24 protein-coding genes are annotated in these 24,118 nt (G+C 42.1%); 13 read left to right on the top strand and 11 right to left on the bottom strand.

From position 1 onward, the window contains the following. Positions 1-52 precede the first annotated feature (52 nt). From gltB to JWR23_RS03000, 3 genes are all read left to right on the top strand, one after another. On the top strand, positions 53-4,570 hold the full coding sequence (gltB, locus tag JWR23_RS03010) for a glutamate synthase large subunit (protein ID WP_299512806.1): 4,518 nt from the start codon (positions 53-55) through the stop codon (positions 4,568-4,570). Between the two features lie 6 nt (positions 4,571-4,576). Next, on the top strand, positions 4,577-6,055 hold the full coding sequence (locus JWR23_RS03005; protein WP_299512804.1) for a glutamate synthase subunit beta: 1,479 nt from the start codon (positions 4,577-4,579) through the stop codon (positions 6,053-6,055). Positions 6,056-6,179: 124 nt separating this feature from the next. Continuing rightward, a complete protein-coding gene (locus JWR23_RS03000; protein WP_299512802.1) occupies positions 6,180-6,788 on the top strand; it encodes a hypothetical protein in 609 nt (202 codons plus the stop codon). A 19-nt stretch (positions 6,789-6,807) separates the two neighbouring features. Here JWR23_RS03000 and JWR23_RS02995 read toward each other — a convergent pair whose 3' ends face one another. The 4 genes from JWR23_RS02995 to JWR23_RS02980 form a co-directional block, all read right to left on the bottom strand. Continuing rightward, positions 6,808-7,245 (bottom strand): carboxymuconolactone decarboxylase family protein, encoded by a 438-nt coding sequence (locus JWR23_RS02995; protein ID WP_299512799.1) that lies wholly within the window; start codon positions 7,243-7,245, stop codon positions 6,808-6,810. A gap of 82 nt (positions 7,246-7,327) precedes the next feature. Continuing rightward, positions 7,328-7,900: a Crp/Fnr family transcriptional regulator gene (locus JWR23_RS02990; protein WP_299512796.1), complete on the bottom strand. Its 573-nt coding sequence runs from the start codon at positions 7,898-7,900 to the stop codon at positions 7,328-7,330. Positions 7,901-8,023: 123 nt separating this feature from the next. After that, a complete protein-coding gene (locus JWR23_RS02985; protein ID WP_299512793.1) occupies positions 8,024-8,446 on the bottom strand; it encodes an SRPBCC domain-containing protein in 423 nt (140 codons plus the stop codon). Beyond that, positions 8,443-8,790 (bottom strand): helix-turn-helix transcriptional regulator, encoded by a 348-nt coding sequence (locus tag JWR23_RS02980; RefSeq protein WP_299512790.1) that lies wholly within the window; start codon positions 8,788-8,790, stop codon positions 8,443-8,445. The genes JWR23_RS02985 and JWR23_RS02980 overlap by 4 nt, the downstream gene beginning before the upstream one ends. A gap of 174 nt (positions 8,791-8,964) precedes the next feature. Between JWR23_RS02980 and JWR23_RS02975 the strand changes: the two genes are divergently transcribed. After that, positions 8,965-9,495 carry a DUF4142 domain-containing protein gene (locus tag JWR23_RS02975; protein ID WP_299512788.1) on the top strand — a complete coding sequence of 177 codons (531 nt, stop codon included), beginning with the start codon at positions 8,965-8,967 and terminating at the stop codon, positions 9,493-9,495. A 201-nt stretch (positions 9,496-9,696) separates the two neighbouring features. Here the strand turns inward: JWR23_RS02975 and JWR23_RS02970 are convergent, their stop codons facing one another. Together JWR23_RS02970 and JWR23_RS02965 are read right to left on the bottom strand one after the other, a co-directional pair. Then, positions 9,697-10,899 (bottom strand): DUF763 domain-containing protein, encoded by a 1,203-nt coding sequence (locus JWR23_RS02970; protein WP_299512786.1) that lies wholly within the window; start codon positions 10,897-10,899, stop codon positions 9,697-9,699. Positions 10,900-11,093: 194 nt separating this feature from the next. Further along, positions 11,094-13,007: a long-chain fatty acid--CoA ligase gene (locus tag JWR23_RS02965; protein WP_299512784.1), complete on the bottom strand. Its 1,914-nt coding sequence runs from the start codon at positions 13,005-13,007 to the stop codon at positions 11,094-11,096. A gap of 219 nt (positions 13,008-13,226) precedes the next feature. Here JWR23_RS02965 and JWR23_RS02960 point away from each other — a divergent pair, with 219 nt between their 5' ends. Continuing rightward, positions 13,227-13,838 carry a hypothetical protein gene (locus JWR23_RS02960; protein ID WP_299512781.1) on the top strand — a complete coding sequence of 204 codons (612 nt, stop codon included), beginning with the start codon at positions 13,227-13,229 and terminating at the stop codon, positions 13,836-13,838. 283 nt (positions 13,839-14,121) lie between these two features. Here JWR23_RS02960 and JWR23_RS02955 read toward each other — a convergent pair whose 3' ends face one another. Together JWR23_RS02955 and JWR23_RS02950 are read right to left on the bottom strand one after the other, a co-directional pair. Then, positions 14,122-14,733, bottom strand: a complete 612-nt coding sequence (locus JWR23_RS02955) for a GNAT family N-acetyltransferase (RefSeq protein ID WP_299512778.1) — start codon at positions 14,731-14,733, stop codon at positions 14,122-14,124. A 222-nt stretch (positions 14,734-14,955) separates the two neighbouring features. Then, positions 14,956-15,555, bottom strand: a complete 600-nt coding sequence (locus JWR23_RS02950; protein ID WP_299512775.1) for a short chain dehydrogenase — start codon at positions 15,553-15,555, stop codon at positions 14,956-14,958. Positions 15,556-15,737: 182 nt separating this feature from the next. On the opposite strand from JWR23_RS02950, the gene JWR23_RS02945 reads away from it, so the two are divergent. Next, on the top strand, positions 15,738-16,364 hold the full coding sequence (locus JWR23_RS02945) for a hypothetical protein (RefSeq protein ID WP_299512772.1): 627 nt from the start codon (positions 15,738-15,740) through the stop codon (positions 16,362-16,364). Positions 16,365-16,388: 24 nt separating this feature from the next. Here JWR23_RS02945 and JWR23_RS02940 read toward each other — a convergent pair whose 3' ends face one another. Beyond that, positions 16,389-16,679 carry a hypothetical protein gene (locus JWR23_RS02940; protein ID WP_299512769.1) on the bottom strand — a complete coding sequence of 97 codons (291 nt, stop codon included), beginning with the start codon at positions 16,677-16,679 and terminating at the stop codon, positions 16,389-16,391. A gap of 118 nt (positions 16,680-16,797) precedes the next feature. Between JWR23_RS02940 and JWR23_RS02935 the strand changes: the two genes are divergently transcribed. After that, positions 16,798-17,952, top strand: a complete 1,155-nt coding sequence (locus JWR23_RS02935) for a tetratricopeptide repeat protein (RefSeq protein ID WP_299512766.1) — start codon at positions 16,798-16,800, stop codon at positions 17,950-17,952. On the opposite strand, the gene JWR23_RS02930 is transcribed toward JWR23_RS02935, so the two are convergent. Together JWR23_RS02930 and JWR23_RS02925 are read right to left on the bottom strand one after the other, a co-directional pair. Beyond that, positions 17,949-18,533 (bottom strand): riboflavin synthase, encoded by a 585-nt coding sequence (locus tag JWR23_RS02930; RefSeq protein ID WP_299512763.1) that lies wholly within the window; start codon positions 18,531-18,533, stop codon positions 17,949-17,951. The genes JWR23_RS02935 and JWR23_RS02930 overlap by 4 nt on opposite strands. Positions 18,534-18,786: 253 nt before the next feature. Next, complete coding sequence (locus JWR23_RS02925; RefSeq protein ID WP_299512761.1) at positions 18,787-19,284, bottom strand: SRPBCC domain-containing protein; 498 nt, start codon at positions 19,282-19,284, stop codon at positions 18,787-18,789. 83 nt (positions 19,285-19,367) lie between these two features. Between JWR23_RS02925 and JWR23_RS02920 the strand changes: the two genes are divergently transcribed. From JWR23_RS02920 to JWR23_RS02895, 6 genes are all read left to right on the top strand, one after another. Further along, a complete protein-coding gene (locus tag JWR23_RS02920; protein WP_299512758.1) occupies positions 19,368-19,823 on the top strand; it encodes an NUDIX domain-containing protein in 456 nt (151 codons plus the stop codon). A gap of 300 nt (positions 19,824-20,123) precedes the next feature. Next, positions 20,124-21,098: an ABC transporter substrate-binding protein gene (locus tag JWR23_RS02915; RefSeq protein ID WP_299512756.1), complete on the top strand. Its 975-nt coding sequence runs from the start codon at positions 20,124-20,126 to the stop codon at positions 21,096-21,098. After that, entirely contained in the window at positions 21,098-21,967 is an 870-nt protein-coding gene (locus tag JWR23_RS02910) for an ABC transporter permease (protein WP_299512753.1), read from the top strand. The genes JWR23_RS02915 and JWR23_RS02910 overlap by 1 nt, the downstream gene beginning before the upstream one ends. After that, positions 21,964-22,713 (top strand): ABC transporter ATP-binding protein, encoded by a 750-nt coding sequence (locus tag JWR23_RS02905; RefSeq protein ID WP_299512750.1) that lies wholly within the window; start codon positions 21,964-21,966, stop codon positions 22,711-22,713. Before JWR23_RS02910 ends, JWR23_RS02905 begins: the two co-directional genes overlap by 4 nt. 33 nt (positions 22,714-22,746) lie before the next feature. Then, the gene (locus JWR23_RS02900) at positions 22,747-22,989 is read left to right on the top strand and encodes a hypothetical protein (RefSeq protein ID WP_299512748.1); all 243 of its coding nucleotides are present in this window, start codon (positions 22,747-22,749) and stop codon (positions 22,987-22,989) included. A 340-nt stretch (positions 22,990-23,329) separates the two neighbouring features. Beyond that, positions 23,330-23,851 carry a hypothetical protein gene (locus JWR23_RS02895; RefSeq protein ID WP_299512745.1) on the top strand — a complete coding sequence of 174 codons (522 nt, stop codon included), beginning with the start codon at positions 23,330-23,332 and terminating at the stop codon, positions 23,849-23,851. Positions 23,852-24,118 lie beyond the last annotated feature (267 nt).

Here is a 24,118-nt window from a genome sequence, read left to right as displayed (position 1 = left end):
GGATTTAGTAACTTCGTAGTTACACCCTAATTATAAAACGGTTTAATTTACAATGAATCAAACTGAGAGCCACCAGGGCCTTTACAGGCCAGAATTTGAACACGACTCCTGCGGGACTGGATTTATAACCAATATTAATGGTCATAAAAGTAACCAGATCATTGACGATGCGCTTACCATGTTGGAAAATATGGAACATCGCGGTGCCTGTGGATGCGACCCTGAAACTGGCGATGGAGCCGGAATACTGATACAACTACCTCATGAGTTTTTGATGGAAGAATGCTCAAACCTGGAGATCAGCCTGCCTGAACCCGGTGAGTATGGAGTTGGGATGATATTTTTTCCGAAGGATTCTGCACAAAAGAAAGCCTGCAGGAATGTAATTACCAACGCTATTGAAAAATTAGGTTTGCATAAGTTAGGTTATCGCAAGTTAACTGTTGATTCAATGGCTGTTGGCGAAACCGCCCGCCAGGCCGAACCTGATGTGGAACAGATATTTATTGCAAGGCCCAATCACATCACCAATGCTGATGATTTTGAGCGTAAACTGTTTATATTAAGGAGGTACATTAATAAAACTATCACCGAAACTATTCCCGGTGCCGGTGAGCATTTTTACTTTACCTCGCTTTCTTGCAAAACTATTGTTTACAAAGGGCAGGTAACTACCTATCAGCTGCGTAAATACTATGCCGATCTGACTGATCCGCGTATTGCATCAGGCTTTGCCATGATCCACTCGCGTTTCTCCACCAATACTTTCCCATCATGGAAACTGGCCCAGCCTTTCCGTTTGATCGCTCATAACGGCGAGATCAATACACTGACTGGTAACTTGAACTGGTTTTACGCTGGTTTAAAATCATACGCTTCTGCATATTTCAGCGCTGAAGAGATGGAGATGATCATGCCGGTAATTGATAATAATCAGTCTGATTCTGCCTGTTTGGATAATATTATCGAGATCCTGCTGCATTCAGGCCGCTCATTACCGCATGTAATGATGATGCTGATACCTGAAGCATGGGATGGCAACGAGCAAATGGACCCGATTAAAAAGGCGTTCTATGAGTATCATGCTACGCTAATGGAGCCTTGGGATGGCCCGGCTGCTATCAGCTTTACCGATGGTAAACTGGTAGGCGCTTTGCTTGACCGTAATGGACTGCGCCCGCTGCGTTATGTGATCACCAATGATGGTCGTGTAATTGCTGCTTCAGAGGCGGGCACTTTGGCTATTGACGAAAGCACTGTAGTACGTAAAGGACGTTTACAACCTGGTAAAATGCTGCTGATTGATACCGAAAAAGGCAGGATCATTACCGATGACGAAATAAAAAAAGAGATCAGCGGACAACAACCTTATGGCCGCTGGTTAGAGAACTATAAAATAAACCTGAGCGAACTGGCCGAGCCGCGTTTGGCGTTTGCCAGTCTTTCAGAACCGTCTGTATTCCGTTACCAGCAGGTATTTGGTTACAGCCGCGAGGATATTGATACCATCATTAAGCCAATGGCGGTTGATGGTAAAGAGCCCGTAGGTTCAATGGGTACTGATGTGCCGTTGGCTATACTATCTGATAAGCCACAGCACTTATCAAGCTATTTTAAGCAATTCTTTGCGCAGGTTACCAATCCGCCTATTGATCCTATCCGGGAGCGTTTGGTAATGAGTTTGGCTACCTTTATAGGTAACAATGGCAACCTGCTTGACGAGGATAAAATGCATTGCCATTGCGTGGTGATGAAACATCCAATATTAAAAAATCATCAGTTAGAAAAACTGAGAAGTATTGATACCGGTCTGTTCCACGCCAAAACGCTGCAAACTTATTTTAATGCCGATGGCTTGCCTGGTTCATTAGAAAAAGGTATTGCCAGGCTTTGTCGTTATGCCGAGGATGCTGTTGATGATGGCTTTGAGGTTTTGATCCTGTCAGATCGTGCTATTGACTCTGAGCATGCGCCTATACCATCATTATTGGCGGTATCAGCCGTACATCACCACCTGATCAAAAAAGGTCGCCGTGGCGCTGTGGGTTTGGTTGTTGAAACAGGGGATGCCTGGGAAGTACACCATTTTGCCTCTTTACTGGCATTTGGCGCTACTGCTATCAATCCTTACCTGGCGCTTTCAACCATTGAAACGGTTAAAAACAACGGCAGTTTGGAAACCGATCTGGATATCAAAACCCTGCATAAAAATTATGTAAAATCTGTAAACGATGGTTTGCTGAAGATATTCTCAAAAATGGGTATCTCCACCTTACAGTCATACCACGGATCGCAGGTTTTTGAAATATTAGGATTAAACTCAACTGTAGTTGATCGTTATTTCTGCGGCGCTGTTACCCGTATAGGTGGTTTAGGCCTGGATGAAATTGCCCGCGAAGCCCTTTGCAAACACCGCATTGGTTTTGGCGCGAAAGCTGCTGATAACCTATTGCCCGAAGGCGGTATTTACCAGTGGAAACGCCGTGGCGAAGCTCACCTGTTTAACCCAACTACGGTACACTTATTACAACACGCAACCCGTAGCAATGATTACGCGGTGTATAAAAACTATGCTAAAGTAATAAACGAGCAAACCGAAAAGCATTTCACCATACGTGGCCTGCTTGACTTTGCTCATCACCGTGAGGCCATTACCATTGATGAGGTTGAACCGGCCGAAAACATTATGAAGCGCTTTGCAACGGGCGCCATGTCATTCGGTTCTATATCGCACGAGGCACACAGTACTATGGCTATCGCCATGAACCGCATCGGTGGCAAAAGCAATACTGGCGAAGGTGGTGAGGACGAAATGCGTTACGAAAAATTGCCCAACGGCGATTCTATGCGTTCTGCCATCAAACAGATAGCATCAGCGCGGTTTGGGGTGACTTCTAACTACCTGACCAATGCCGATGAGCTGCAGATAAAAATGGCACAGGGTGCAAAACCCGGTGAAGGGGGGCAGCTGCCAGGTCATAAAGTTGACGACTGGATTGCCCGTACACGCCACGCCACACCAGGTGTAGGCTTAATATCGCCGCCGCCGCACCACGATATTTATTCTATCGAGGATTTGGCGCAATTGATATTTGACTTGAAAAATGCTAACCGTGCCGCGCGCATCAATGTGAAACTGGTTTCAAAAGCCGGTGTTGGTACCATTGCAGCAGGTGTTGCCAAAGCACACGCCGATGTGATCCTGATTGCAGGTTACGATGGTGGTACAGGTGCATCGCCAATAAGCTCTGTAAAACATGCAGGTTTACCATGGGAGCTTGGTTTAACCGAGGCTCACCAAACACTGGTACGCAACAAACTGCGCAGCCGTGTGGTATTGCAAACTGATGGTCAGCTAAAAACCGGTAGGGATTTGGCTATTGCTGCCCTGATGGGTGCCGAGGAATGGGGTGTTGCTACCGCAGCTCTTGTTGCCGGTGGTTGTATCATGATGCGCAAGTGTCACCTGAATACCTGCCCGGTGGGTGTGGCTACACAGGATCCTGAATTAAGGAAGCTATTCTCAGGAAAACCTGAGCATGTGGTTAACCTGTTCCGCTTTATGGCCGAGGAACTGCGTGAGATCATGGCTGAGCTTGGTTTCCGTACCATTAATGAAATGGTTGGTCGTGTTCAGTTCCTGAAAGTAAAAGACAATCTGGATAATTGGAAAGCTAAAAAGATTGATCTTTCGGGCATATTACACCCGGTTACCAATACTAAGGGCATGACCCTGTATAACAGCGAAAGTCAGGATCATGGCATGGCCGATATACTGGACTGGAAGCTTTTAGAAACTGCTAAGATCGCGATCGAAGATAAAACACCGGTATTCGCGTCATTTGATGTGATCAACGTTAACCGTACTGTTGGTACGCTGTTATCAAACGAGATCTCGAAAAAATACGGATCAGCAGGATTGCCTGACAATACCATCAACTATAAATTCAAAGGATCGGCCGGACAAAGCTTTGGCGCCTTTGCTACCAAGGGTATCTCCTTTGAGCTGGAAGGCGAAGCTAATGACTATGTAGGTAAAGGCCTTTCAGGTGCGCAGTTAGCTATCTATCCATCTGCAAAAGCAACATTTACACCTGAAGATAATATCATCATTGGTAATGTTGCCCTGTACGGCGCTACATCAGGCGAGCTGTTTATCGGCGGTATGGCCGGCGAGCGTTTCGCTGTACGTAACTCGGGTGCAACTACCGTTGTTGAAGGTATAGGCGATCATGGTTGTGAGTATATGACCGGCGGTCGTGCGCTGATCCTTGGCCAAACAGGTCGCAACTTCGCGGCAGGTATGAGCGGTGGTTTAGCCTGGGTCTATAACCCGGAGGGCACTTTTGCCGAAAACTGCAATACCGAAATGGTTGATCTTGATCCGCTATCGGTACAGGATGAAGAGGTGATACTTGGCTTACTGCGTAAGCACGTAAGCCTTACCGGCAGCAAACTTGCCCAGCAAATACTTAAAAATTGGACCGAAGCATCAACCCAATTTATAAAAGTGTATCCAAAAGAGTATAAAAAAGCAATAGAGAAATTACAATATCAAACAATAGGCTAAATTTCAATGGGAAAACCAACAGGATTTCAGGAGTTTAACAGGGAATTACCAACTAAGGTTCCCGCTGCTGAACGCGTAAAGAACTATAATGAGTTTGTTAATTTATATACTGATGAGAAGCTGAACCAGCAATCGGCCAGGTGTATGAATTGCGGTATCCCTTTTTGCCATTCGGGATGCCCGCTGGGTAATATCATCCCGGAGTTTAACGATGCGGTGTATCGTAAAAACTGGGAAGAAGCCTACCATATTTTATCGTCAACCAATAATTTCCCTGAGTTTACAGGTCGTATTTGTCCTGCACCCTGCGAATCGGCATGTGTGTTAGGTATCAACAAACCAGCAGTAGCTATTGAGGAAATTGAAAAACATATTATTGAAATAGCTTATCAAAAAAACTTGGTAAAGCAAACCGCTCCGTTAATTAAAAGTGGTAAAAAAGTGGCTGTAGTAGGCTCTGGTCCGGCGGGTTTAGCTGCCGCGGCCCAGTTGGTTAAAGCCGGCCATGCGGTTACTGTTTACGAACGTGATGATAACCCAGGAGGTTTATTACGTTACGGTATTCCCGATTTTAAATTGGAAAAATGGGTGGTAGAACGCCGTGTTGAAGTGATGGAAAAAGATGGCGTTGTATTTAAATGCAATACCGAGGTAGGTGTTGATATAGCAGCGGACGAACTGGTGCGCAGCAATGATGCTGTGGTACTGGCTGGTGGTTCAACCATTCCACGTAACCTGAATATTCCGGGTCGCGATTTGAAAGGTATTTATTTCGCGATGGATTTCCTGAAACAGCAAAACAAAAGGGTAAGCAATATTGATGTTAAAGCCGAAGATATTATAGCTGCCGGTAAAGACGTAGTAGTGATAGGGGGTGGTGATACCGGATCTGACTGTGTGGGTACATCAAACCGCCAGGGTGCAAGCTCGGTTAAACAATTTGAGGTGATGTTTCAGCCGCCGGCACAGCGCACACAGCACATGCCATGGCCAACATACCCTATGATTCTGAAAACAACCAGCTCACATGAAGAAGGGGTGGATCGTTTCTGGGGTATTGACACCAAAGAATTTTTAGGCGATGCAAACGGTAACCTACGCGCATTGAAAGTGGTTGATGTAACCTGGGAGCAGGATATCATGGGCCGTCCGATAAAGTTGAACGTAGTAGAAGGTTCAGAGCGCGAGATCCCTTGTCAGCGGGTGTTCCTGGCTATGGGTTTTTTAAATCCACAGTATGAAGGCATGCTGCAGCAATTGAGTGTTGAGCTTGACGACCGTAAAAATGTTAAGGCTAAAGAAGGTGTTTACCGTACCAACGTAAGTAAAGTGTTTACTGCTGGCGATATGCGCCGCGGACAATCACTGGTAGTATGGGCCATATCCGAAGGCCGCGAAGCTGCCCGTAAGGTTGATGAGTTTTTAATGGGCCATTCTGTACTGGAAAGCAAGGATGCTGTTAACCAGTTTGAACAAGTGTTTTAGGAAATGTTTTAATTATAAATCCAAATCCCAAGCCGGGTTCTTGAAAAAGACCCGGCTTTTTTTGTTTGTATATATTTTAAGCAGGGTTGAAAAACATATTATTTATAACAGTTGTTATTGCAGTATGGAAAACAGAACCGAAGCCAAAAACACAAAAAAAGTAATTATTGTAGTGATACTAGCGCTTGTTTTATTTGGAGCCTATGGCTATTATGACATCGTTTTAAAAAAGAAGATAAACGGTACAACATTGATAGATAACCCTACTGATGGTGCGATAACTGTTTTATTAGACAGTAAAAAATACGAAGTGACGGCCCATCAGTATGTTGAAGTAAAGGATATTACTTTGGGATATCATACCTTATCGTGCGAACAATCTGGTATAAAAAATGAAAAATTTAATATAGACCCGGTAGCGTATGGTGTAATTAACCCTACCCGGTCAAAATATGTTATTTATAATATGATCTATACGCAAAAAGATCTCAGTTCGCAATTTAAGCCTTATAAAGTAGAGGGCCGGGAGATCTTCTCCCTGGCCGGTGCTCCTGAGGTTTTAACAGATCTGTTTATCCCCGACAGAACATCAGGGAAAGGTAATATTGACGATAAAGAACCGGATACCCAAAGCTATAATAGCTTTAACCAGGACTATTCCGTGCTTTCTAAAATATTCAGATTAAGCGATTTCTTTGAGTATTATGATAAGGCAAATAAAGGATCGAAATAACAATACTCTTTTGTACCGTTTACAAACTTGGCTGCATACCGGTTGTAATGCCTATCCTGTTCCAGGCGTTGATGCTTATAATTGCCATAATTACCTGTGCCAGGTAATGTTCATCTAAAATGGCTGCGGCAGCTTCGTAAGTTTTGTCAGATACATGGTTTTGTATCAGGGTAACTTCTTCGGTTAGTGCCAGTATGGCCCGTTCTTCTTCGGTAAAGAAAGGCGTATCGCGCCAGGCGTTAAGGGCGTAGATGCGTTGCTCGGTTTCGCCGGCCTTGCGGGCATCCTTAGTGTGCATATCAATACAAAAGGCACAACCATTTATTTGCGATGCGCGTATTTTTATCAATTCCCGGTGTTTTTTGCTTAAACCGGTGCTGTTAAGATAGTGGTCAAAACCTAACATAACTTTATATGCTTCCGGTTCTAAATTGGGGATGACGATTCTTGGTTTCATTTTCTTGTTGTTTTTTGATACCCAAAGGTAGGAACAAAACATGCCCCGAAAAATGAATCAAGATTAAGAAATTCAGGATAGGCTACGCTTTCTTTGCTCGTATCTTGCTCATAAACTGCGGCGTAAAGCCAAGGTACGATGCCAGCATATATTGTGGTATTCGTTGTATAAAATCAGGAAACCGGGCGCTGAAGTTCCGGTAGCGCTCTTCGTCGCTAAAGTTATAAATGTATTCTATACGTTTTTGGGCAGCTGTAAATGCCCGTTGTTGTACAATTCTAAAATAACGCTCCAACCTGGGTATCTTTTCAAAAAGCTCCTCAAGGTTGTTTTTATGGATGCTGATGATCTCTGAGTTTTCAACCGCCTGTATATAGTAGCTTGATGGTTTTTCGCTTTCCAGGCTGTAATAATCGCTCATCCACCAGTTTTCAATGGCAAACTGGGTTATCTGCTCATTCAACTTTTTGTTAAGGAAGTATAGACGCAGGCAGCCCTTGCTTACAAAATAAATTTCCTTGCAAATATGATCGGGTTCAAGTAGATAGTTTCTTTTCTTAACAAATTTTACCACCACCTCTGAATGAATGAGCTTGATATCAGCTTCATTAAGCGTAATAAATTTTTGGATATGGTCTGTTAGGTTGGCAAGCATAATTATTAATTCGAAGGTAATAAGAATTACTGCATCCTGGATAGGAGACGCAATTATGCGTCTCTACAGTCAATTTTTTATGTAGAGACGCATTACATGCGTTTATTATGATATTAGAATCTGTTACTTTTCTACATATTCCTTCAACGAGCGGCCAACAATATCCGTCCATCCTTGTACAAAGTTTTCTCTTGCAAAATCCTTTATTGGTGGGAAAGTTTCCAGACCAGTATGTGTAAGCACTAATCTGGTTTTACCGCCCTGAGGAAAAAGCTCCCAGGTAACTTCAGAATCGCCTTCATAGCCCTCATACCGCCAGGTGTGAGATAGCTTTTTGCCTTCAATAACTTCGGTAACCCTGCACAGATGAACGAAGGTTATGCCTTCGTTTGAGGCACTAAAGCTAAATTCAAAGCCAACTACCGGTTTAAAATCTGGTAAGTCAAAATACCATTCTTTCATTTTTTTATGATCTGTAAGGGCTTGCCATACTTTATCAGCCGGAGCGTTATAGATACGGTCAATTACAAATGGTTGTGTACTCATAATTTTTTCTTTTTAAGTTTAATATTATCGGTTGCTTCTTGTTCTTTATTCAGAAAATCGCCCAACGCGTCTAGTTTTTGGGTCCAGAACCTGCGGTATTGTTCGGCCCAATCAGTCACTTCCTGCAGCTGACTAAGATTGGCCTGGCAAAATCGTTCCCGGCCCTGCTGTTTAACTACCAGTAAACCGCATTCCGTGAGTATTTTTATATGTTTTGATACCGCCGGCCGGCTCATATCAAAGTTATCGGCTACAGAATTTAGGTTCATGCTGTTGTGAGCAATCAGGTTGATGATCTCGCGTCGGGTAGGGTCGGCTATGGCCCTAAAAACATCTCTATACATAGTTTGATGGTTATGTGAAACCAATTGGTTACAAATATAAATGAAACCTTTTGGTTACGCAATGAAGAAGTGAAAATAAATGCTAATGATTGGTAATGATATTATTACAACCTTTTGATAAACCAGAATGCTTAATTTCCGTTAGATAGATAAAGCACTATCAATAACGTTTAAATGAAACAAATAATAAGGCTGCTTTTGGGTTTAGTTACCTTGGTTTTGGTACAATCGTGCGAGAGTAATAAACGCGCCAATAATTATAATAATGCCCTGGTTGATGATAAGGGGCTGTCATTTTTTGCCAGTGGAACTGAAACTAGCCTTGCGGCTATTAAAGCCTCGGGTTTGGCTATATCAAACTCCAGGAATCAGCGGGTTATACAGTTTGCCAAAATGATGATAGATGATCATACCCAGCTTGCAACTGATCTGGAAAAACTGCAAGCTGCTAATTTTGTAATATCCGAAGATTCTATCAGCGCCGTTCACCAGCAAATGCTAGTAGACCTGGAAAAGAAACGTGCCGCGGCATTTGATAAAGCTTATATGCAAGAAATAATCAGTGAGCATGAGCAACAGGTTGCTTTGTTTAATTCAGCCAGTCGTGAAAAAGACCCTGATATTTCGGGCCTCGCACAAAAAACACTGCCTGCATTAAAAGCGCATCTAGATTCGGCTAAGGCTATTAGCCTTACTTTAAGGTAACTACAAAAGTTATGTCATTTCGATACGAGGTACGAGGAGAAATCCTATACGTTGTTTAGTCGCGTGTACAAGATTTCTCCTCGTACCTCGTATCGAAATGACATTTTTTTTAAAAATTAAAAAACTGTTGTCATTTCGACCGCAGGGAGAAATCTTATACGTTATTCCTGTAACGACCAGTTGGGCATAAGAATAGTTCAATTAAAATAATTTCAACTGCTGCTGAGCGGGTGGTTTAGCCCTGCCCATAACAGTACGACCGCCATATTTCCAGGAAGCTTCACGTTCGTGGGCTATTACCTGGTCGAAATTTGCATTGGGGGTAAAATCCTTTTCGGCGTTCTCTGCTATTTTTGATAAGCGCTTAATGGCTTCGTTTTTTTCGGATTGACCTATTTTGGCTTTATAAACTGCGTTTTGTAGGGTACTAATGGTTTCGTCATAAACTTTGGTGGGTACCGGAAAAGGGTGCCCATCCTTGCCGCCATGAGCAAAAGAAAACCTCGCAGGGTCTTTAAACCGTGATGGTGTTCCGTGGATCACCTCGCTTACCAGTGCAAGCGATTGCAAAGTGCGCGGACCTAATCCCTGCAGTAATAAAAGTTCTTCAAAGTCGGCAGGCTGCTTTTCATGGGCCAGCCATAGTACAGCACCCAGGCGTTTCAGGTCAACATCTTTGGCAGTAACGTAATGATGCCCGGGCATTACCAGTTTATTGATCTCGCGCAGCATATGGTCCGGATTTTCGGCGGCTATTTGCATTACACCGTTCCTGGAGCTATCGGCCTGTTTATCGGTCATATTAAGGATCATGCCATGGTTTTGCCCATAAATGGAGGTATGCGGTTCGTTAACAAAAGAGCTGAGCTGTTCTGAATGCCAGTGATAGCGCCTTGCTGTACTGCTGATATCGCTCATGCCTTGTTGTACTACTGCCCATTTGCCGTTATCACTCAGGATAAAACTGTGGGTGTAAAGTTGAAAACCATCTTGTATAGCGGTATTATCAACCTTGGCGCTCAGTTTACTGCATTTTACAAGATAATTGCCGTCGAGGCCGGTACTTTCGCTGATCTTTAATAGCTCGGCTGGAGTTTGTTTGGAGTATTTACCTTTACCACCGCAAATATAAATACCCAGCTCGCGGCTGTGCGGATTAATGGCCCGTTTTAATGCGCCCATCACAGAGGTGGTAATGCCCGACGAATGCCAGTCCATCCCCATCACTGCGCCCAGGCTCTGAAACCAGAAAGGGTCGCTCAAACGACGAAGCACTTCATCCTTACCATAATCTATTATGATATTTTCAATCACGGCAAGCCCAAGCTTGGCCATACGCTCGGCAAGCCATTGCGGCACATAGCCGTAATGTAAAGGCATATCGGCACTTCCGGATCGTTTCATGCTAACAAAATTAGCAAAAATAATCATTGATGGGTATAATTACGCTGATTATGCTGATTTTTTCTGAACGTTGATTTAGAAGGGCCCCTATCCACGCGTCATTGCGAGGAGGAACGACGTGGCAATCCCCGATATACAGAGCCGCTCTGTATATCGGGGGTTGCCACGCTGCGCAATGACGCGCGGAGAGGTATTTAGTCCGCTTCAGCTTCCTGCAGGTACATTTCGTCAATGTCGGCGGCGTATTTCTTTTCAATAACCTTGCGCTTGGCCTTCATGGTAGGGGTTATCTCCCCGTCGTCCATACTAAAAGGATTGCGTTTTACCTTGAACGCTTTAATGCGCTCAAACTTGGCCAGCTCATTGCTTAGCCTACGCAGGTCCTGGCCAATCCAGTCAACCAGTTCCTTATCCTCCACAAACACATCAGGTTGTTCAAAAAATGAATCCTTGAGGCCAAAAGTTTCCTGCATGGTTTCGCGCGATGGTACAATAATGGCAGTAATATATTCGCGCTTATCGCCGACTAAAAATATCTGTTCAATTTTAGGACTTTTCAGGTAGGTGTTTTCAACCGGGGTAGGATATATGTTTTTGCCGTAGGCATTTACCAGCATGTTTTTAAGGCGGTCGGTTATCTGCAGGTTACCGCGGTAAAACCTGCCGATATCGCCGGTGTGGAACCAGCCATCCTTATCAATCACCGTTGCGGTTTCCTCTGGTTTGTTCCAATAACCTTTCATTACACAATGTCCGCGCACAATGATCTCACCTTCTTCTGATGTCAGGTCTTCCTTAAAATTATCGTGTGTTTGTATGGTGTAAATATGTTGCGTATCTACATTTTGGATAGCCACCTCAATACCCGGAATAATGCGGCCAACGGTGCCATATATTACCCGGTGATACTCCGTAACCGCCATTACCGGCGATGTTTCGGTAAGGCCAAAACCTTCCAGTATCACAATGCCCAGATCGCCAAAAAACTCACCGATGTTTCTTGGCAAGGCGCCGCCGCCCGATACCATGAATTTCAGTCGACCGCCTGTTTTTTCCTTTATTTTGCTGAACACAAGTTTTTCAGCAATCTTTTGCTGATTCTTTAAGATAATGCCAGGCTTTTTGCCTGCTTCTTTAACCAGGCGGTATTTTTTGCCGATTTCCAACGCCCACAAAAATATCTTTGATTTTACGCCTCCGGCTGATGTGCCGTTTTTGATGGCTTTATCATGTATACGCTCCAGCAAACGCGGTACGCAGCAAAGTACGGTAGGCCTAACTTCGCCCATATTTTTGGCCAGTAGCTCTAAACTTTGAGCAAAGGCTATGGTACAGCCTTTTGACAAACAAATATGATAAGTGGCTGTACGCTCAAACACATGCGAGAGCGGCAGGAATGATAGGAACAGATCAGTTTTTTCGATATAAGGGATCTGTATCAAACTATTGATTACGTTTTGGGTAAGGTTATGATGCGTTAACATCACACCTTTTGGAATGCCTGTGGTACCCGAGGTATAAATAAGACAGGAAATATCTGATGTTAAAATAGCTTCGCGGGCAGCGTTTATAGCGTGGCGATATTGCTCAACCAGGCCTAAACCTTCCTGTATCAATTCATCAAAACCAATTACGCCTGTATTAAGGCTTAGATTGTCGCTGTATTTTTCAAAATCATCAAATGCGGGGATAATCCGAACCAGTTCTTCGCAGTTATTGGCTATTTTAAGCACCTTGCGAAACAGGAAGGGATTGCCCACCAAAATGGTTTTAGCGCCCGAGTCATTCAGGATATATTCTATCTCGCTTTCGGTAAGAGTAGGGTATATGGAAGTATTGATAGCGCCTATTTGCTGCAGGGCCTGGTCATAATATACATAATCAGGACCGTTCTCAATTAGCAGGGAAAGTCGGTCGCCCTTTTGGATGCCCATACGCAGGAACCAGGCCGATATGGCATCTATTTTTTCGAGGGCTTGTTTATAGGTTATCTCAACCCAGGTATCCTTTACCTTATGCATTAAAAAAGTATGGCTATCTGGATGGATGTTGGCTACAACATTGCGAATAAAGCCCGGAACGGTTGACGGTTCAATTGCCTGGTTCATTAAATATCAATAGATTTATGAGCATCAAACTTATGTTTTTTATGGGTAAAACTAAAATGAAATGGTACAACCACCACATTTGGTGGTGCCATTTTAGCGAAAACCCGGGCCAAGCGCTGAGACTTGCGCTAGATTGGGCAGATTTGTGTTATTAGTTGTATCTTTTTAAATTCATACAAAATCAAATACTACCACATTGCACAGGTACATAATTTAAAAATGACATTTACTAAAAATAATTTCCCCGAAATAACATCCAGGCATTCCCACGTTCTCACTTCGTTCATCAAAGGATTTGGGTGGCTGATGTCTGTATTTGTACCCATTGCTTTGATAGGAATGACGATACTCATTTTTAATTCAAGACATATTTCAATCAGTTTAAAAATAGGAATGCTTGTACTGTCCTTACTGCTGGTGTGGTTTTTTGGATGGCTGATGGTAACGATGCGAAAAAAAACGAAAAGTAATGTTACCAAAATAACGATAGATAAAAATGGCATTAATTATTACAACGACATAGAACTGATTAAAACATTAAATTACGATGATTTGAAAATCCGTCCGCAGAATGAAAAATATGATGTATTTTTGAGCGAGCTCGGAGAGGACGGTCCTTTCATACTAAACTTTTATGTTTTGGATTCTGAATCTGATAGGCTCCTGAGAAAAGACCCTGTTTTTGATTCGGAGGCTGTTATCACCAATAGTAACCAGCTTACCCGCCATTTCGTAACAGGTATATTATACTTTAGACCCGATTTAAAAATTGAACCTGGTGTATTAAATTTGTACCAATTGGAGTGGGTTAAAAATGAAATACCGTACTAGCAATTTTCCTTAAAGAGCTTTTCGCCCCCGACTGCTTTAAACCTGGTTGTTGCAGATCGTATTTGGGCTTTTGTTTTTACATTTGTTATTTGAAACAAGTCTTTAAGTGGGGGTTTCGCTAAAAGCGGTTCTTCGTCAGTTTTGGTGAAGTGATACAAGTGGTTCTTATTTGCGGTGATCCAAAATCACATACAGTTGCGATTTATACAAAATTTTCCAGTTTATTCCTTGGGATGTCTTAGTTTCACCAAAACTGACGAAGAACCCATATCCCCAAATTCGGTTAGATATTGATCTGGTGCCCCACGATATCAAAAACATTTAAGGGTGTTGCTTTAATAGTCGACCTGTCATACGCAGCTTTATTCATCCTCCAAACCATACTACCAACAGGCGAATTGATAGGATCTGATAATGTTTTTTCAAGGCTGTACCCCAATTTTCTGGGGATATTTAAACTCCTGATATTTTGCGGGGCGCAATGAATCTCGATACGGGCCAGTGCCTCGATCTCAAAGCCCACTTTGGTTAGGGCGCAAACCACTTCCTGTGCATAGCCCTTATTTAAATGTTTCGCACTGATCCAATAGCCAATTTCCCGCTCGGCAGGGCCAAGCCGGTTGTGTAAGCCTGTGGAGCCAATGAGTTCAGTTTCGTTTTTATCGAATATTCCAAACGTATAATCCTCACCCAGGTCAAACTGCCCTCTGAATTTGCGCAGTAAGTCAATTTTGGCATCCAGACTTGTTGGTTCTTTATTTGCCCAGGGCATCCAGGGTTTTAAATGATCAAGACTAATGGTAATGGCATCAAGCAGCAGGGCAGCATCGGTAGGCTCATAACAGCGAATTAGGAGTCGTTCGGTTTCTATTTTATATACTCTTGAAATATTCATTAATATTTGTTAGTAATACTAAAATTACCAAACTGTAAAAATACGAAGTATTGGAATGATAAGATAAGGCCAACCAGGGATATATGTAAAGCAGGCTGATTGAAGCAAAGTCTGGTGGGTATTGTTTAGACTTACGAAGTTTTCAAAACTTCGTAAGTCTTTCATCGCAAGCCAAAAAGTCCTGTTAATCCTTCAATCGTAAAAATGCAGGTTCAGACAAACTTACCAAACTGTAATAACTTGCCCTGTTAAAGCGCCAAATACACTTTTGTAATAGGCGTTTGCAACTGTGCCCATAGCAACCGGTATATGGCCCGGAAAATAAGGGAAATAGTGTGGCGCGTCTTCTACAACACCGGCGCTAATTGCGTTAATACGTACACCGTTTTCCAACTCAATGGCGGCAGCTTTGGCAAAAGCGTTGATGCCACCATTTACTGTGCTAAGATTTGCACCAAGAACAATAGGGTCATCAGATAAAATTCCAGATGTAAGCGTAAACGAGCCCTTAGGATTAATATAATGCTGCCCGATCAGCACAAGATTAACCTGCCCTAAAAGTTTGCTTTGCAGGCCGGTATCAAAATCTTTGGCTGTCATGGTTGCTAAAGGCCCGAAATGAGCGCTTCCGGTTACACTTACCAAGGCATCAAATGGCCCAATCTTTTTGTAAAAAGCTTCGATCGATTCGGTAGAAGTAATATCAACCTGTACATCGCCGCTTTTTGAGCCGGCCGTGACAATCTCATTACCTTCAACGCTGAGGGCTTTGGTAACCTTTTTACCTATGGTACCGCTGGCACCTACAATAATTATTTTCATATATGTAATATTGTTATATTCAGTTCACAAGTTGGTTATAAAAATAATGTGAATAGTGATGTTTGTGTCAAAAAACACTTAGATGCCGGATCTTATGTATAAAAAATTTCTCTGAGTTCATTTTTTTATAATTTGTTTATATGTGGGTAAACGGGGATATTTGCGCCATTAAACCCTGTCACATGAAGGCTATTGCCAAGTATCTCTCCATTTTTTTATTTAGCGTTATTATTATAAGTAAAGCATCGGCACAAAACATGAGTGCAGTAAACAATATGCTTAACAGGCAATTCATGAATCAGCAAATGCAAATGAGTATGTTAAGCTTAAACAATAATCAATACAATCGCTCATTTACATTTGTTGTAACAATGGCAGATAGTACTCAGAAAATTGTAGATTCAAAAATATATTCCGATGCTTCCTTACATAAAGCTTATTTGCTTTTTGTAGATAAAAGTTACCCGAGATCGGATACTAACAGGAGGAAAAAAATATTTGCAAACCAAACCCTTCGTATTTCACGTGATCTTTTTGGAGGTAAAAAAGTTGAAGGAATAGCAAATGACACTTGCTGGATGTTTAAAACAATATCCGGTCCCATAAGTGCATATTCCTTTTTAAGTGATGGATATTTGCCATTTGTTGCGCTACAATTCAACGATGGCCCCATTGAAAAATTTAATGAGGAACATTTGAAAAAAGTGGTGAGTACGAATATCGACGCGCTTGAAAGTGCCCGAAAGAAAGATTATCTCAAAGCAATCCAAAAATATAATCGTAATTTAAAAAAGATGGCTCAAAGATAAATCCCCGTTTCCGGGGATCCATTTTTATAGTTTATTAATAGCGTCCTGCTCCTTTAGCGCTTGAATGTTATTGCTGTCGCTAAAATTACTGGTCTGATTGGCAAAATCTTCGAGGATGCTGGCAATGTTATCCAGGTTATCAGATACACGCTGGTGCATATCGGGGAGGTCTTTTTCCAACCTTTTATCACCCAGTTCCATATTGTCAACTTCTATTTTGGCAAGCTTGGTAATAATAGCCTGCTGACTGTTTTTCAAATCTTCCAGTTCATGGACAATTTTCTCCATCAGTCCAAACTTCTTTAACTTATCCATAGTGTTTGTTTTTAATTTACAGTATATCTCATTAACCTCTAAAAGGAAAAATTGTTTAAATATTTGGATTTATCACTTATAACTAATACTTTAGTTTAAAACTAAAACGTTAGTTCATATGAAAGAGTTTACATTGTCTTTTTTACTCGTTTGCGGTATATTATTAAACTTAAAGGCCCAGCAATCATCAACAGGTAATGATTCTTTGTTGCTTGATTATTATCAGAATCAGCGTTTTGCTGAGGCCGCGGATTATTTGAAAAAAACATACCCGGAGCCGGTAACCAATATCAAAGTACTCAGCAAACTGGCCTACACATCGCAAATGGCAGGTAAGCTGCCTGATGCAGAAGGATACTATCAGCGTATGTATGATATTGATTCAACTAATAATGCGGTTTTGTTTAGCCTTGGGGGCATAAACCTGCGCCGGGGAAATAACTTAAAAGCCGAGTTGTATTATAAAATACTGAGCCGAAAGGATACTACTAATTTTTTAGTATTTAAACAATTGAGTAAAATATGCCTGGATAAGGGCGATTTGCCGGGGATGCTGGTGAATCTTCAAAAAGCCAATAAAATTAACCCCGCTGAACCAGATGTGGCGGCTGATCTGAGTGATATGTATGTAACGTTTAAACAATATGACACGGCCGAAAAAGTACTGAATGAAGCCATTAATCAAGATCCCGATAATATTAATTTATTGCAAAGTCTGTTAAAGCTTACCTATTCACAAAAAAAATTTGAGGCCGTTAAAAGCACTTGTTTAAAACTTATTCAGCTTGGCAGTGGTAACGGTTTTGTTTTAACCAAACTTGGTGCTGCGTATTACAATCTGAAGGATTATACCTGTAGTGTAGAAACTTTTGCCGGAATAGGACCTATGGAACAGTCAGAAACGAGTTTTTATATTGCTGCGTTAGCTTACAAAGCACTTAAAGATCAGCCTAAGGCCATTGAAAACCTTGGCAAAGCTATTGATGCAGGTATTTCAACCAATATAAGTGATTATTATGCCGAAATGGCCGATAGTTATGAGATCAGAAAAAAATATCAAAAAGCAATTTTAGCCTATCAAAAAGGCTTACAGTTTACGGAAAAACCAATCATTTACTATCTGTTGGCTACCATTTATGATTCGGATATAAAGAACAAAAAGCTTGCTGTAAAGTATTATAAAAAATACATGGCAAGTAAACCTCCTGTTAAGGAGGAGAAATATCTTGCTTATTCCAGATCGAGGGTAACTGAACTTGCCAATTCGAATTAACGTTGCATCAACCTGGCTACGTATTTACCGATGATATCAAACTCCAGGTTTACAACCGAGCCTTCGCGCACATTATGCAGGTTAGTATGCTCAAAAGTGTAGGGGATAATGGCCACCGAAAAGCTATTGGCTTTGGAGTTTACCACAGTTAGGCTGATACCGTTAATACAGATAGAACCTTTTTCAACGGTTACATTGCCGGTAGCGGTATCGTACTCAAAAGTATATTCCCAGCTGCCGTCAAGTTCTTTAAAGGCGGTGCAAATGGCAGTTTGATCAACATGGCCCTGTACAATATGACCATCCAAACGGGCGTTCATTTGCATACAGCGCTCCAGGTTCACGGGTTCGCCAACTTGAAGGTGTGCCAGGTTGGTTTTATTCAGGGTCTCCTCAATAGCAGTAACTACATGCAGGCCATCGGCCAGCGCTACTACGGTTAAACAAACGCCATTGTGTGATACCGATTGATCAATCTTGAGCTCATGTGATATAGCCGATTCAATGGTGATATTTAAATTGCCCTGATCTTGTTGCAGATCGGTCACTTTACCTAATGTTTCTATAATTCCTGTAAACATATGTTCCTGGCCTCCGCCAGAAGGCGGAGAAGTTTTTTGATTGGTGACAAAGCTAAATATAATGTGGTTGTTTTTTGTCAGGATAAAATGGAAATACTACTGTTGATTTTACATTGTTATCCTGAGGAACGAAGGATCTATTAATGCACTATGAAAGTTGGATAATAGATGCTTCACTCCGTTCAGCATGATAAAATATAAAAAGGAAAAATCCTGTCAGTCCTTTAATCTGATTAATCAAGGTTCAGACAAATCACTTAAAACTGCTAAACAGATCCTCTCTTTTATTCCGCAGATCTTTACCACCTTCAATTACCGATTTCAGGTTGGTTAAAAAGAATGTCCACCCGGTTTGGCATTGTACATACAAATTTTTTGCAGGATCGCTTTCTTCGGGGATGTTTTCCTGGGTGAGTTCAACTATGGTTAAGCCATATTTATTCTGTATATCAATGGTAACTATGCTGCCGCCGGTAAAAGTGAATTTGAGCAGATCAGCGCCATTATTTTCCAGCACCTGTCCGTACTCCACCGTTTCATCGCTATAGCCATACCAGTACCAGGAATAGGTGTCTTCTTTCTTTATAAATTCATGCGATTCACGTTCGCGACCAGCTATGGCACAAAAAACGGCTTTGCGTAAAAACCAGTTTTCGAGCCCGGCGGGAGTGGCCCACGCTTCGTAAATACTACGTACATCTGTATCAAAATCAGCAATTAGTTTAAATGTTGTCCACCTGGTGTCAGTCATGTTTTGTTAAAAGTATTTTAGGTTGTCATAAAAATAACAATAATACATTGTGCTTTTATTAACTTGCTTTTAAATATTAATCTATGAGTAAACAAAGTGCCGGCATCCTGTTATATCGCAGGGTTAGTGATGTGCTGCAGGTTTTTCTGGTACACCCCGGCGGCCCGTTTTACAAGAATAAGGACAATGGCAGCTGGACGATCCCCAAGGGTGAGGTTTTGGATAGCGAAGACCTGCTGGTAGCTGCCAAACGGGAGTTTGAAGAAGAAACAGGACAGGCCATTACCGGCAAATTCAGACAATTAAACACCATAAAGCAAAAAGGCGGAAAAATAGTGCATGGCTGGGCTGTTGAGGGTGATATTGATCACACTACGATCAAAAGCAATCATTTTGAAATAGAATGGCCGCCACGTTCCGGCAAACAACAATCATTCCCGGAAGTGGACAGGGCAGAATGGTTTGATGCCGATACTGCCAAAATAAAGATCAACCCGGCGCAGGTAGGATTTATTGAGGTGCTGATGGCGGCAAGGTAGACCCACCTCGACGGGCGCGGTGTTCGTCGCCTCTTTCGGCTGTGACACTTTTCTATACAGGTGTCATTGCGAGGTACGAAGCAATCCCCGATTTACAGGGTGGCTCTGTATAACATAGAGATTGCTTCGTACCTCGCAATGACACGTGTAGATAAAAGATTGCAAGTTCCCTCTTTCCGCCGCAGGCGAAGAGAGGGTGGCAAAGCGCAGGCCGGGTGAGTCTACCGAGGGTTTGTAAAACTAATTTCACCTTTTACCGTTCTGCTTTTAGCTTTCAGGGCAATTACATAACTTAGTACGATGAAGTTTTTTAAATACATACCCGCCGCGTTTTTATTGATCTCCATAGTGTCATGCAAACCCAAGCCAAAGCAGACCTCGGTACCTGTAGCTGGCTTTGTGGATGCTTTTGAAGATGCTACTATAGCGCAGGCCCGTACCGGGTTTACCGATGCTTTAAAGAAAGAGGGTTTTAGCGAGGATAAAAAAACAGTGCAGATCGAATACCGTAATGCACAGGGCAATATCCCTACGCTTACACAAATCGTGAATTATTTTGTATCTGAAAAAGTTGATCTGCTGGCTACCAGTACTACATTGGCAACGGTAACTGCATTACAAAACACCAAAACCATACCTGTATTTGCTATGGTATCACCAGTTCCGGAGCGTATGAAGGTGCTTGATGCACATGGTAAGGCGCCGGCTAATCTTTTCGGCGCGCTGGAGGATCTGAACTATATCGATACTTCATTTGCCATTATCCCTAAACTGCTTAAACCAAAAGGTGCTAAGCTGGTGATCGGGATGATCTATAATCAATCAGAACCACAATCAACCGATGCGTTGAACAAGATCAAATCATTGGCCGAAAAGCAAAATATAACTATTGTTGCCTTACCGGTTAATACATCAGCTGATGCACAATTGGTTACACAATCGCTGTTGAGCAAAAATATCGATGCCTTTTTTGCCAATCCTGACAATACGGTTTTTGCTTCGTTCGAAACTATATTGAAAAGTTGCAACCAGAAGAACGTTCCGATATTTACCAGCGAAGCCGGTTTGGTACAGCGTGGCGCGGTTGCTGCTTTTGGGGCTGATATTTACCAATGGGGATACCAGGCTGGCAAGCAGGCCGCCTACTTCCTGAAGAATCATAAAACCGATGGTTTAGCGCCGCAAATGGTGAAGATCAGGAAACGGGTATATAACCCGGCTGCTGCCAAAAAATATAATATTACTGTCCCGTCAAATTTCGAGGCTGTTAAATAATGGATTTTTACCTTACCGCTTTATTACAGGGACTTTGCTTTTCGGCGCTGGCATTGGGTATTTATATATCTATGAAGATATTTAACATACCCGATATCACCACCGATGGCAGTTATACGCTGGGCGGGGTGGTTACGGGTGTTTTGCTTACTCATCATCAATCGCCCTATATTATTTTACCTGCGGTTATCATCGCGGGAGGAATTGCAGGGGCCTTGACTGGACTTATACATACCAAGCTAAAGATAAATGCTCTGTTGGCCGGTATCCTGGTCATGACAGCACTTTATTCCGTTAACCTAACCATCATGGGGCGATCAAATTTGCCGCTGATCAGTGTATCATCCTTGTTTTCTTTATTGAATTTAGTTAAAGATCCCAATCAGAATGCTTTCTGGATTTTATCGGTATTTGTTATTGTAATCACTTTTTTAATAGGTTACCTGCTAAAAACAGATTTTGGTTTAGCTATGCGGGCAACGGGCAACAGCGAATCCATGATCAGGGCGCTGGGTGTAAATACCGACCGGATGAAAATTACCGGACTGGCGCTAGCCAACGCGCTTACAGCACTCAGCGGATATTTGATTGTACAGTTTCAGGGTTTTGCGGATATCAGTATGGGGATAGGCATCGTTATCGTAGGCTTGGGCTCGGTTATCATTGCCGAAACGCTGATTAATTGGTTCCGGATTACCAAAGTTTGGCTCAGCCTGGTATTGGTGCTTACCGGTGCTGTAATATTTCAATTGGTTTTGGCCTTTACTTTAGCTATTGGGGTTGATGCTAATCTGCTTAAACTGATTACTGCCGGTTTTGTACTGCTCATAGTGAGTTTACCCCGTTTATCATTCCTGAAAGCGTCATGATAGTTATTAAAGATGTTCATAAAGTTTTTAATAGGGGTAAGGCTAACCAGGTAAACGCGGTTAATGGCATCAAGCTGAATATAACTGATGACGAATTCCTGGTGATCGTAGGTTCAAACGGTTCGGGTAAAACCACACTTTTGAACCTGGTGGCAGGCAGTGAGTTTCCAGATATAGGGAGTATCAGCATTGATAGTAATGATGTAAGCAAGTTAACAGATTATAAAAGAAGCCAGTGGATTGCCCGGGTTTTCCAGAACCCAATAAGCGGCACCGCATCTGATCTGAGCATTTTGGATAATTTTAGACTGGCAGCTATCCGTACTAAAGCCAAGGGATTATCTATCGGTATCAATGATCAGTTTAAACAGCAGGTAAAGGAAAAAATAGCCACGCTGGGTATGGGGTTGGAGAATAAGATAGAGCAGCCAATGGGTACACTATCAGGCGGGCAACGCCAGGCTTTAACTTTATTAATGAGTGTGATGGATAGCTGCAAGGTACTGCTGCTTGACGAACCCACTGCAGCGCTCGACCCGCGATCAGCTGATGTGGTGATGCGTACAGCCGACAAACTGATCACAGATTTTAAACTGACTGCAATATTGATCACCCATAACCTGAAGGATGCCTACAATTATGGCACACGTATTATACAAATGAGCGAGGGCCTGGTATTGCGTGATCTGAGTAACAGCCAAAAGTCAGATTTAAAGCAAAGCGACCTTTTTGACTGGTTTGGATAAAAAGTGGCAGAGTAATTGTATAGCTATGCTACTATGAAGAATACTAATTTTGAACAAATACTCGACGCTTATCAGTTAGTAAGCGGCGCCAAGATAAAAGGAAAAAAACAAGACGAGATTTTTGAACTAGGCATATATGATGCTTTAAAAAGAGGTTACACACTGTACCCCTTAGAGCACGGGATAAAGTACGATGATTTCAGTGTGATTGTATCCGAAAAAGAACTAAAGACCAATTTTCTGATTGAAGGATCAAAAGCTGCGATTGCTGCTTAATTAATATTAAAATTAGGAGACGTATGTAATGCGTCTCTACGGTCTGTCTTTTTACATAGAGATGCATCACATGCGTCTCTCATAATGCCCTCGTATACAACACATTTTGCAATCTCATGCAATAAGTGTAAATTTGGAAAAAAAATAAATGATGCTGTTTCACAATTCATTCTGCTCAAAAAATATTATGTGGCCTAAGGGAGCACTGCAGAAGGGTTATGCATCAATGATACTCTTCTCTAGCCCGGTTTAGCAAGCACTATTACACCGGCAGAATTTTACATCATTATTTATTCAATTTAAAGTTTGCGTTAGGCAGGCTTAATACATTACAAAATTTATGGACACTTATTATACTATCGAAGAAAAGTATTTGCAGGCCGTTGATGAATTATCATTTGGAGAAACCCCTAAGGGATTGAACTTACTGAACGAGATTATCAGTAACGATCCTTTATATGCCAGGGCACATTACCAGTTAGGCATCATATATTATTACGAAATAAAAGATTATCAAACAGCAGGCTATCATTTTAAAACCTGTATGGAGTTGGAACCATCATTCCCGGATAATTACACCCACTATCTTGATTTGCTGGTGTTTTTGAATATGGAAAAACAGGTAGCTACCATCTCTATAAAAGCGTTGAACACACCTGGAGCCGATGCTGCAGGTATATATGACCTTTTAGGACTGTTTTATGAAAAGAACAAGCAGTGGACAAAAGCATTGGAAGCCTATCAAAAAGCGTTTATGGAAGTAACTGAAAACGAAGAAAAGGTAAACATTGAACAAAGCCTGAAAAGGGTGCGCTCAAAAATGCAGCAAACCCAGGCTTATACTTATCATATTACGGAGTAACTTTATAATCCATCATAAAAAACGCGTCATTGCGAGGAGGTACGAAGTAATCCCTGATTAGCAGAGTCACTCTGTATAGCATAGAGATTGCTTCGTCCCTCGCAATGACGCACTTTATTAAAACAACAAAAGCGGGTATACCCGCTTTTGTTGTTTTAGCCTTTAGCCTTTAGCCTTTAGCCTTTAGCCTTTAGCCTTTAGCCTTTAGCCTTTAGCCTTTAGCCTTTAGCCTTTAGCCTTTAGCCTTTAGCCTTTAGCCTTTAGCCT

Origin of the sequence: Mucilaginibacter sp. (assembly GCF_028288205.1) — a bacterium.
Lineage (GTDB): Bacteria > Bacteroidota > Bacteroidia > Sphingobacteriales > Sphingobacteriaceae > Mucilaginibacter.
The sequence above is the reverse complement of the archived record's forward strand: the minus strand, read 5'-3'. Positions and strand labels throughout refer to the sequence as shown.

Bases quoted from the DNA above. Each gene is read 5' to 3' on its own strand.
- gltB (WP_299512806.1), top strand. From the start codon at position 53: ATGAATCAAACTGAGAGCCACCAGGGCCTTTACAGGCCAGAATTTGAA.
- JWR23_RS03005 (WP_299512804.1), top strand. From the start codon at position 4,577: ATGGGAAAACCAACAGGATTTCAGGAGTTTAACAGGGAATTACCAACT.
- JWR23_RS03000 (WP_299512802.1), top strand. From the start codon at position 6,180: ATGGAAAACAGAACCGAAGCCAAAAACACAAAAAAAGTAATTATTGTA.
- JWR23_RS02995 (WP_299512799.1), bottom strand. From the start codon at position 7,245: ATGAAACCAAGAATCGTCATCCCCAATTTAGAACCGGAAGCATATAAA.
- JWR23_RS02990 (WP_299512796.1), bottom strand. From the start codon at position 7,900: ATGCTTGCCAACCTAACAGACCATATCCAAAAATTTATTACGCTTAAT.
- JWR23_RS02985 (WP_299512793.1), bottom strand. From the start codon at position 8,446: ATGAGTACACAACCATTTGTAATTGACCGTATCTATAACGCTCCGGCT.
- JWR23_RS02980 (WP_299512790.1), bottom strand. From the start codon at position 8,790: ATGTATAGAGATGTTTTTAGGGCCATAGCCGACCCTACCCGACGCGAG.
- JWR23_RS02975 (WP_299512788.1), top strand. From the start codon at position 8,965: ATGAAACAAATAATAAGGCTGCTTTTGGGTTTAGTTACCTTGGTTTTG.
- JWR23_RS02970 (WP_299512786.1), bottom strand. From the start codon at position 10,899: ATGAAACGATCCGGAAGTGCCGATATGCCTTTACATTACGGCTATGTG.
- JWR23_RS02965 (WP_299512784.1), bottom strand. From the start codon at position 13,007: ATGAACCAGGCAATTGAACCGTCAACCGTTCCGGGCTTTATTCGCAAT.
- JWR23_RS02960 (WP_299512781.1), top strand. From the start codon at position 13,227: ATGACATTTACTAAAAATAATTTCCCCGAAATAACATCCAGGCATTCC.
- JWR23_RS02955 (WP_299512778.1), bottom strand. From the start codon at position 14,733: ATGAATATTTCAAGAGTATATAAAATAGAAACCGAACGACTCCTAATT.
- JWR23_RS02950 (WP_299512775.1), bottom strand. From the start codon at position 15,555: ATGAAAATAATTATTGTAGGTGCCAGCGGTACCATAGGTAAAAAGGTT.
- JWR23_RS02945 (WP_299512772.1), top strand. From the start codon at position 15,738: ATGAAGGCTATTGCCAAGTATCTCTCCATTTTTTTATTTAGCGTTATT.
- JWR23_RS02940 (WP_299512769.1), bottom strand. From the start codon at position 16,679: ATGGATAAGTTAAAGAAGTTTGGACTGATGGAGAAAATTGTCCATGAA.
- JWR23_RS02935 (WP_299512766.1), top strand. From the start codon at position 16,798: ATGAAAGAGTTTACATTGTCTTTTTTACTCGTTTGCGGTATATTATTA.
- JWR23_RS02930 (WP_299512763.1), bottom strand. From the start codon at position 18,533: ATGTTTACAGGAATTATAGAAACATTAGGTAAAGTGACCGATCTGCAA.
- JWR23_RS02925 (WP_299512761.1), bottom strand. From the start codon at position 19,284: ATGACTGACACCAGGTGGACAACATTTAAACTAATTGCTGATTTTGAT.
- JWR23_RS02920 (WP_299512758.1), top strand. From the start codon at position 19,368: ATGAGTAAACAAAGTGCCGGCATCCTGTTATATCGCAGGGTTAGTGAT.
- JWR23_RS02915 (WP_299512756.1), top strand. From the start codon at position 20,124: ATGAAGTTTTTTAAATACATACCCGCCGCGTTTTTATTGATCTCCATA.
- JWR23_RS02910 (WP_299512753.1), top strand. From the start codon at position 21,098: ATGGATTTTTACCTTACCGCTTTATTACAGGGACTTTGCTTTTCGGCG.
- JWR23_RS02905 (WP_299512750.1), top strand. From the start codon at position 21,964: ATGATAGTTATTAAAGATGTTCATAAAGTTTTTAATAGGGGTAAGGCT.
- JWR23_RS02900 (WP_299512748.1), top strand. From the start codon at position 22,747: ATGAAGAATACTAATTTTGAACAAATACTCGACGCTTATCAGTTAGTA.
- JWR23_RS02895 (WP_299512745.1), top strand. From the start codon at position 23,330: ATGGACACTTATTATACTATCGAAGAAAAGTATTTGCAGGCCGTTGAT.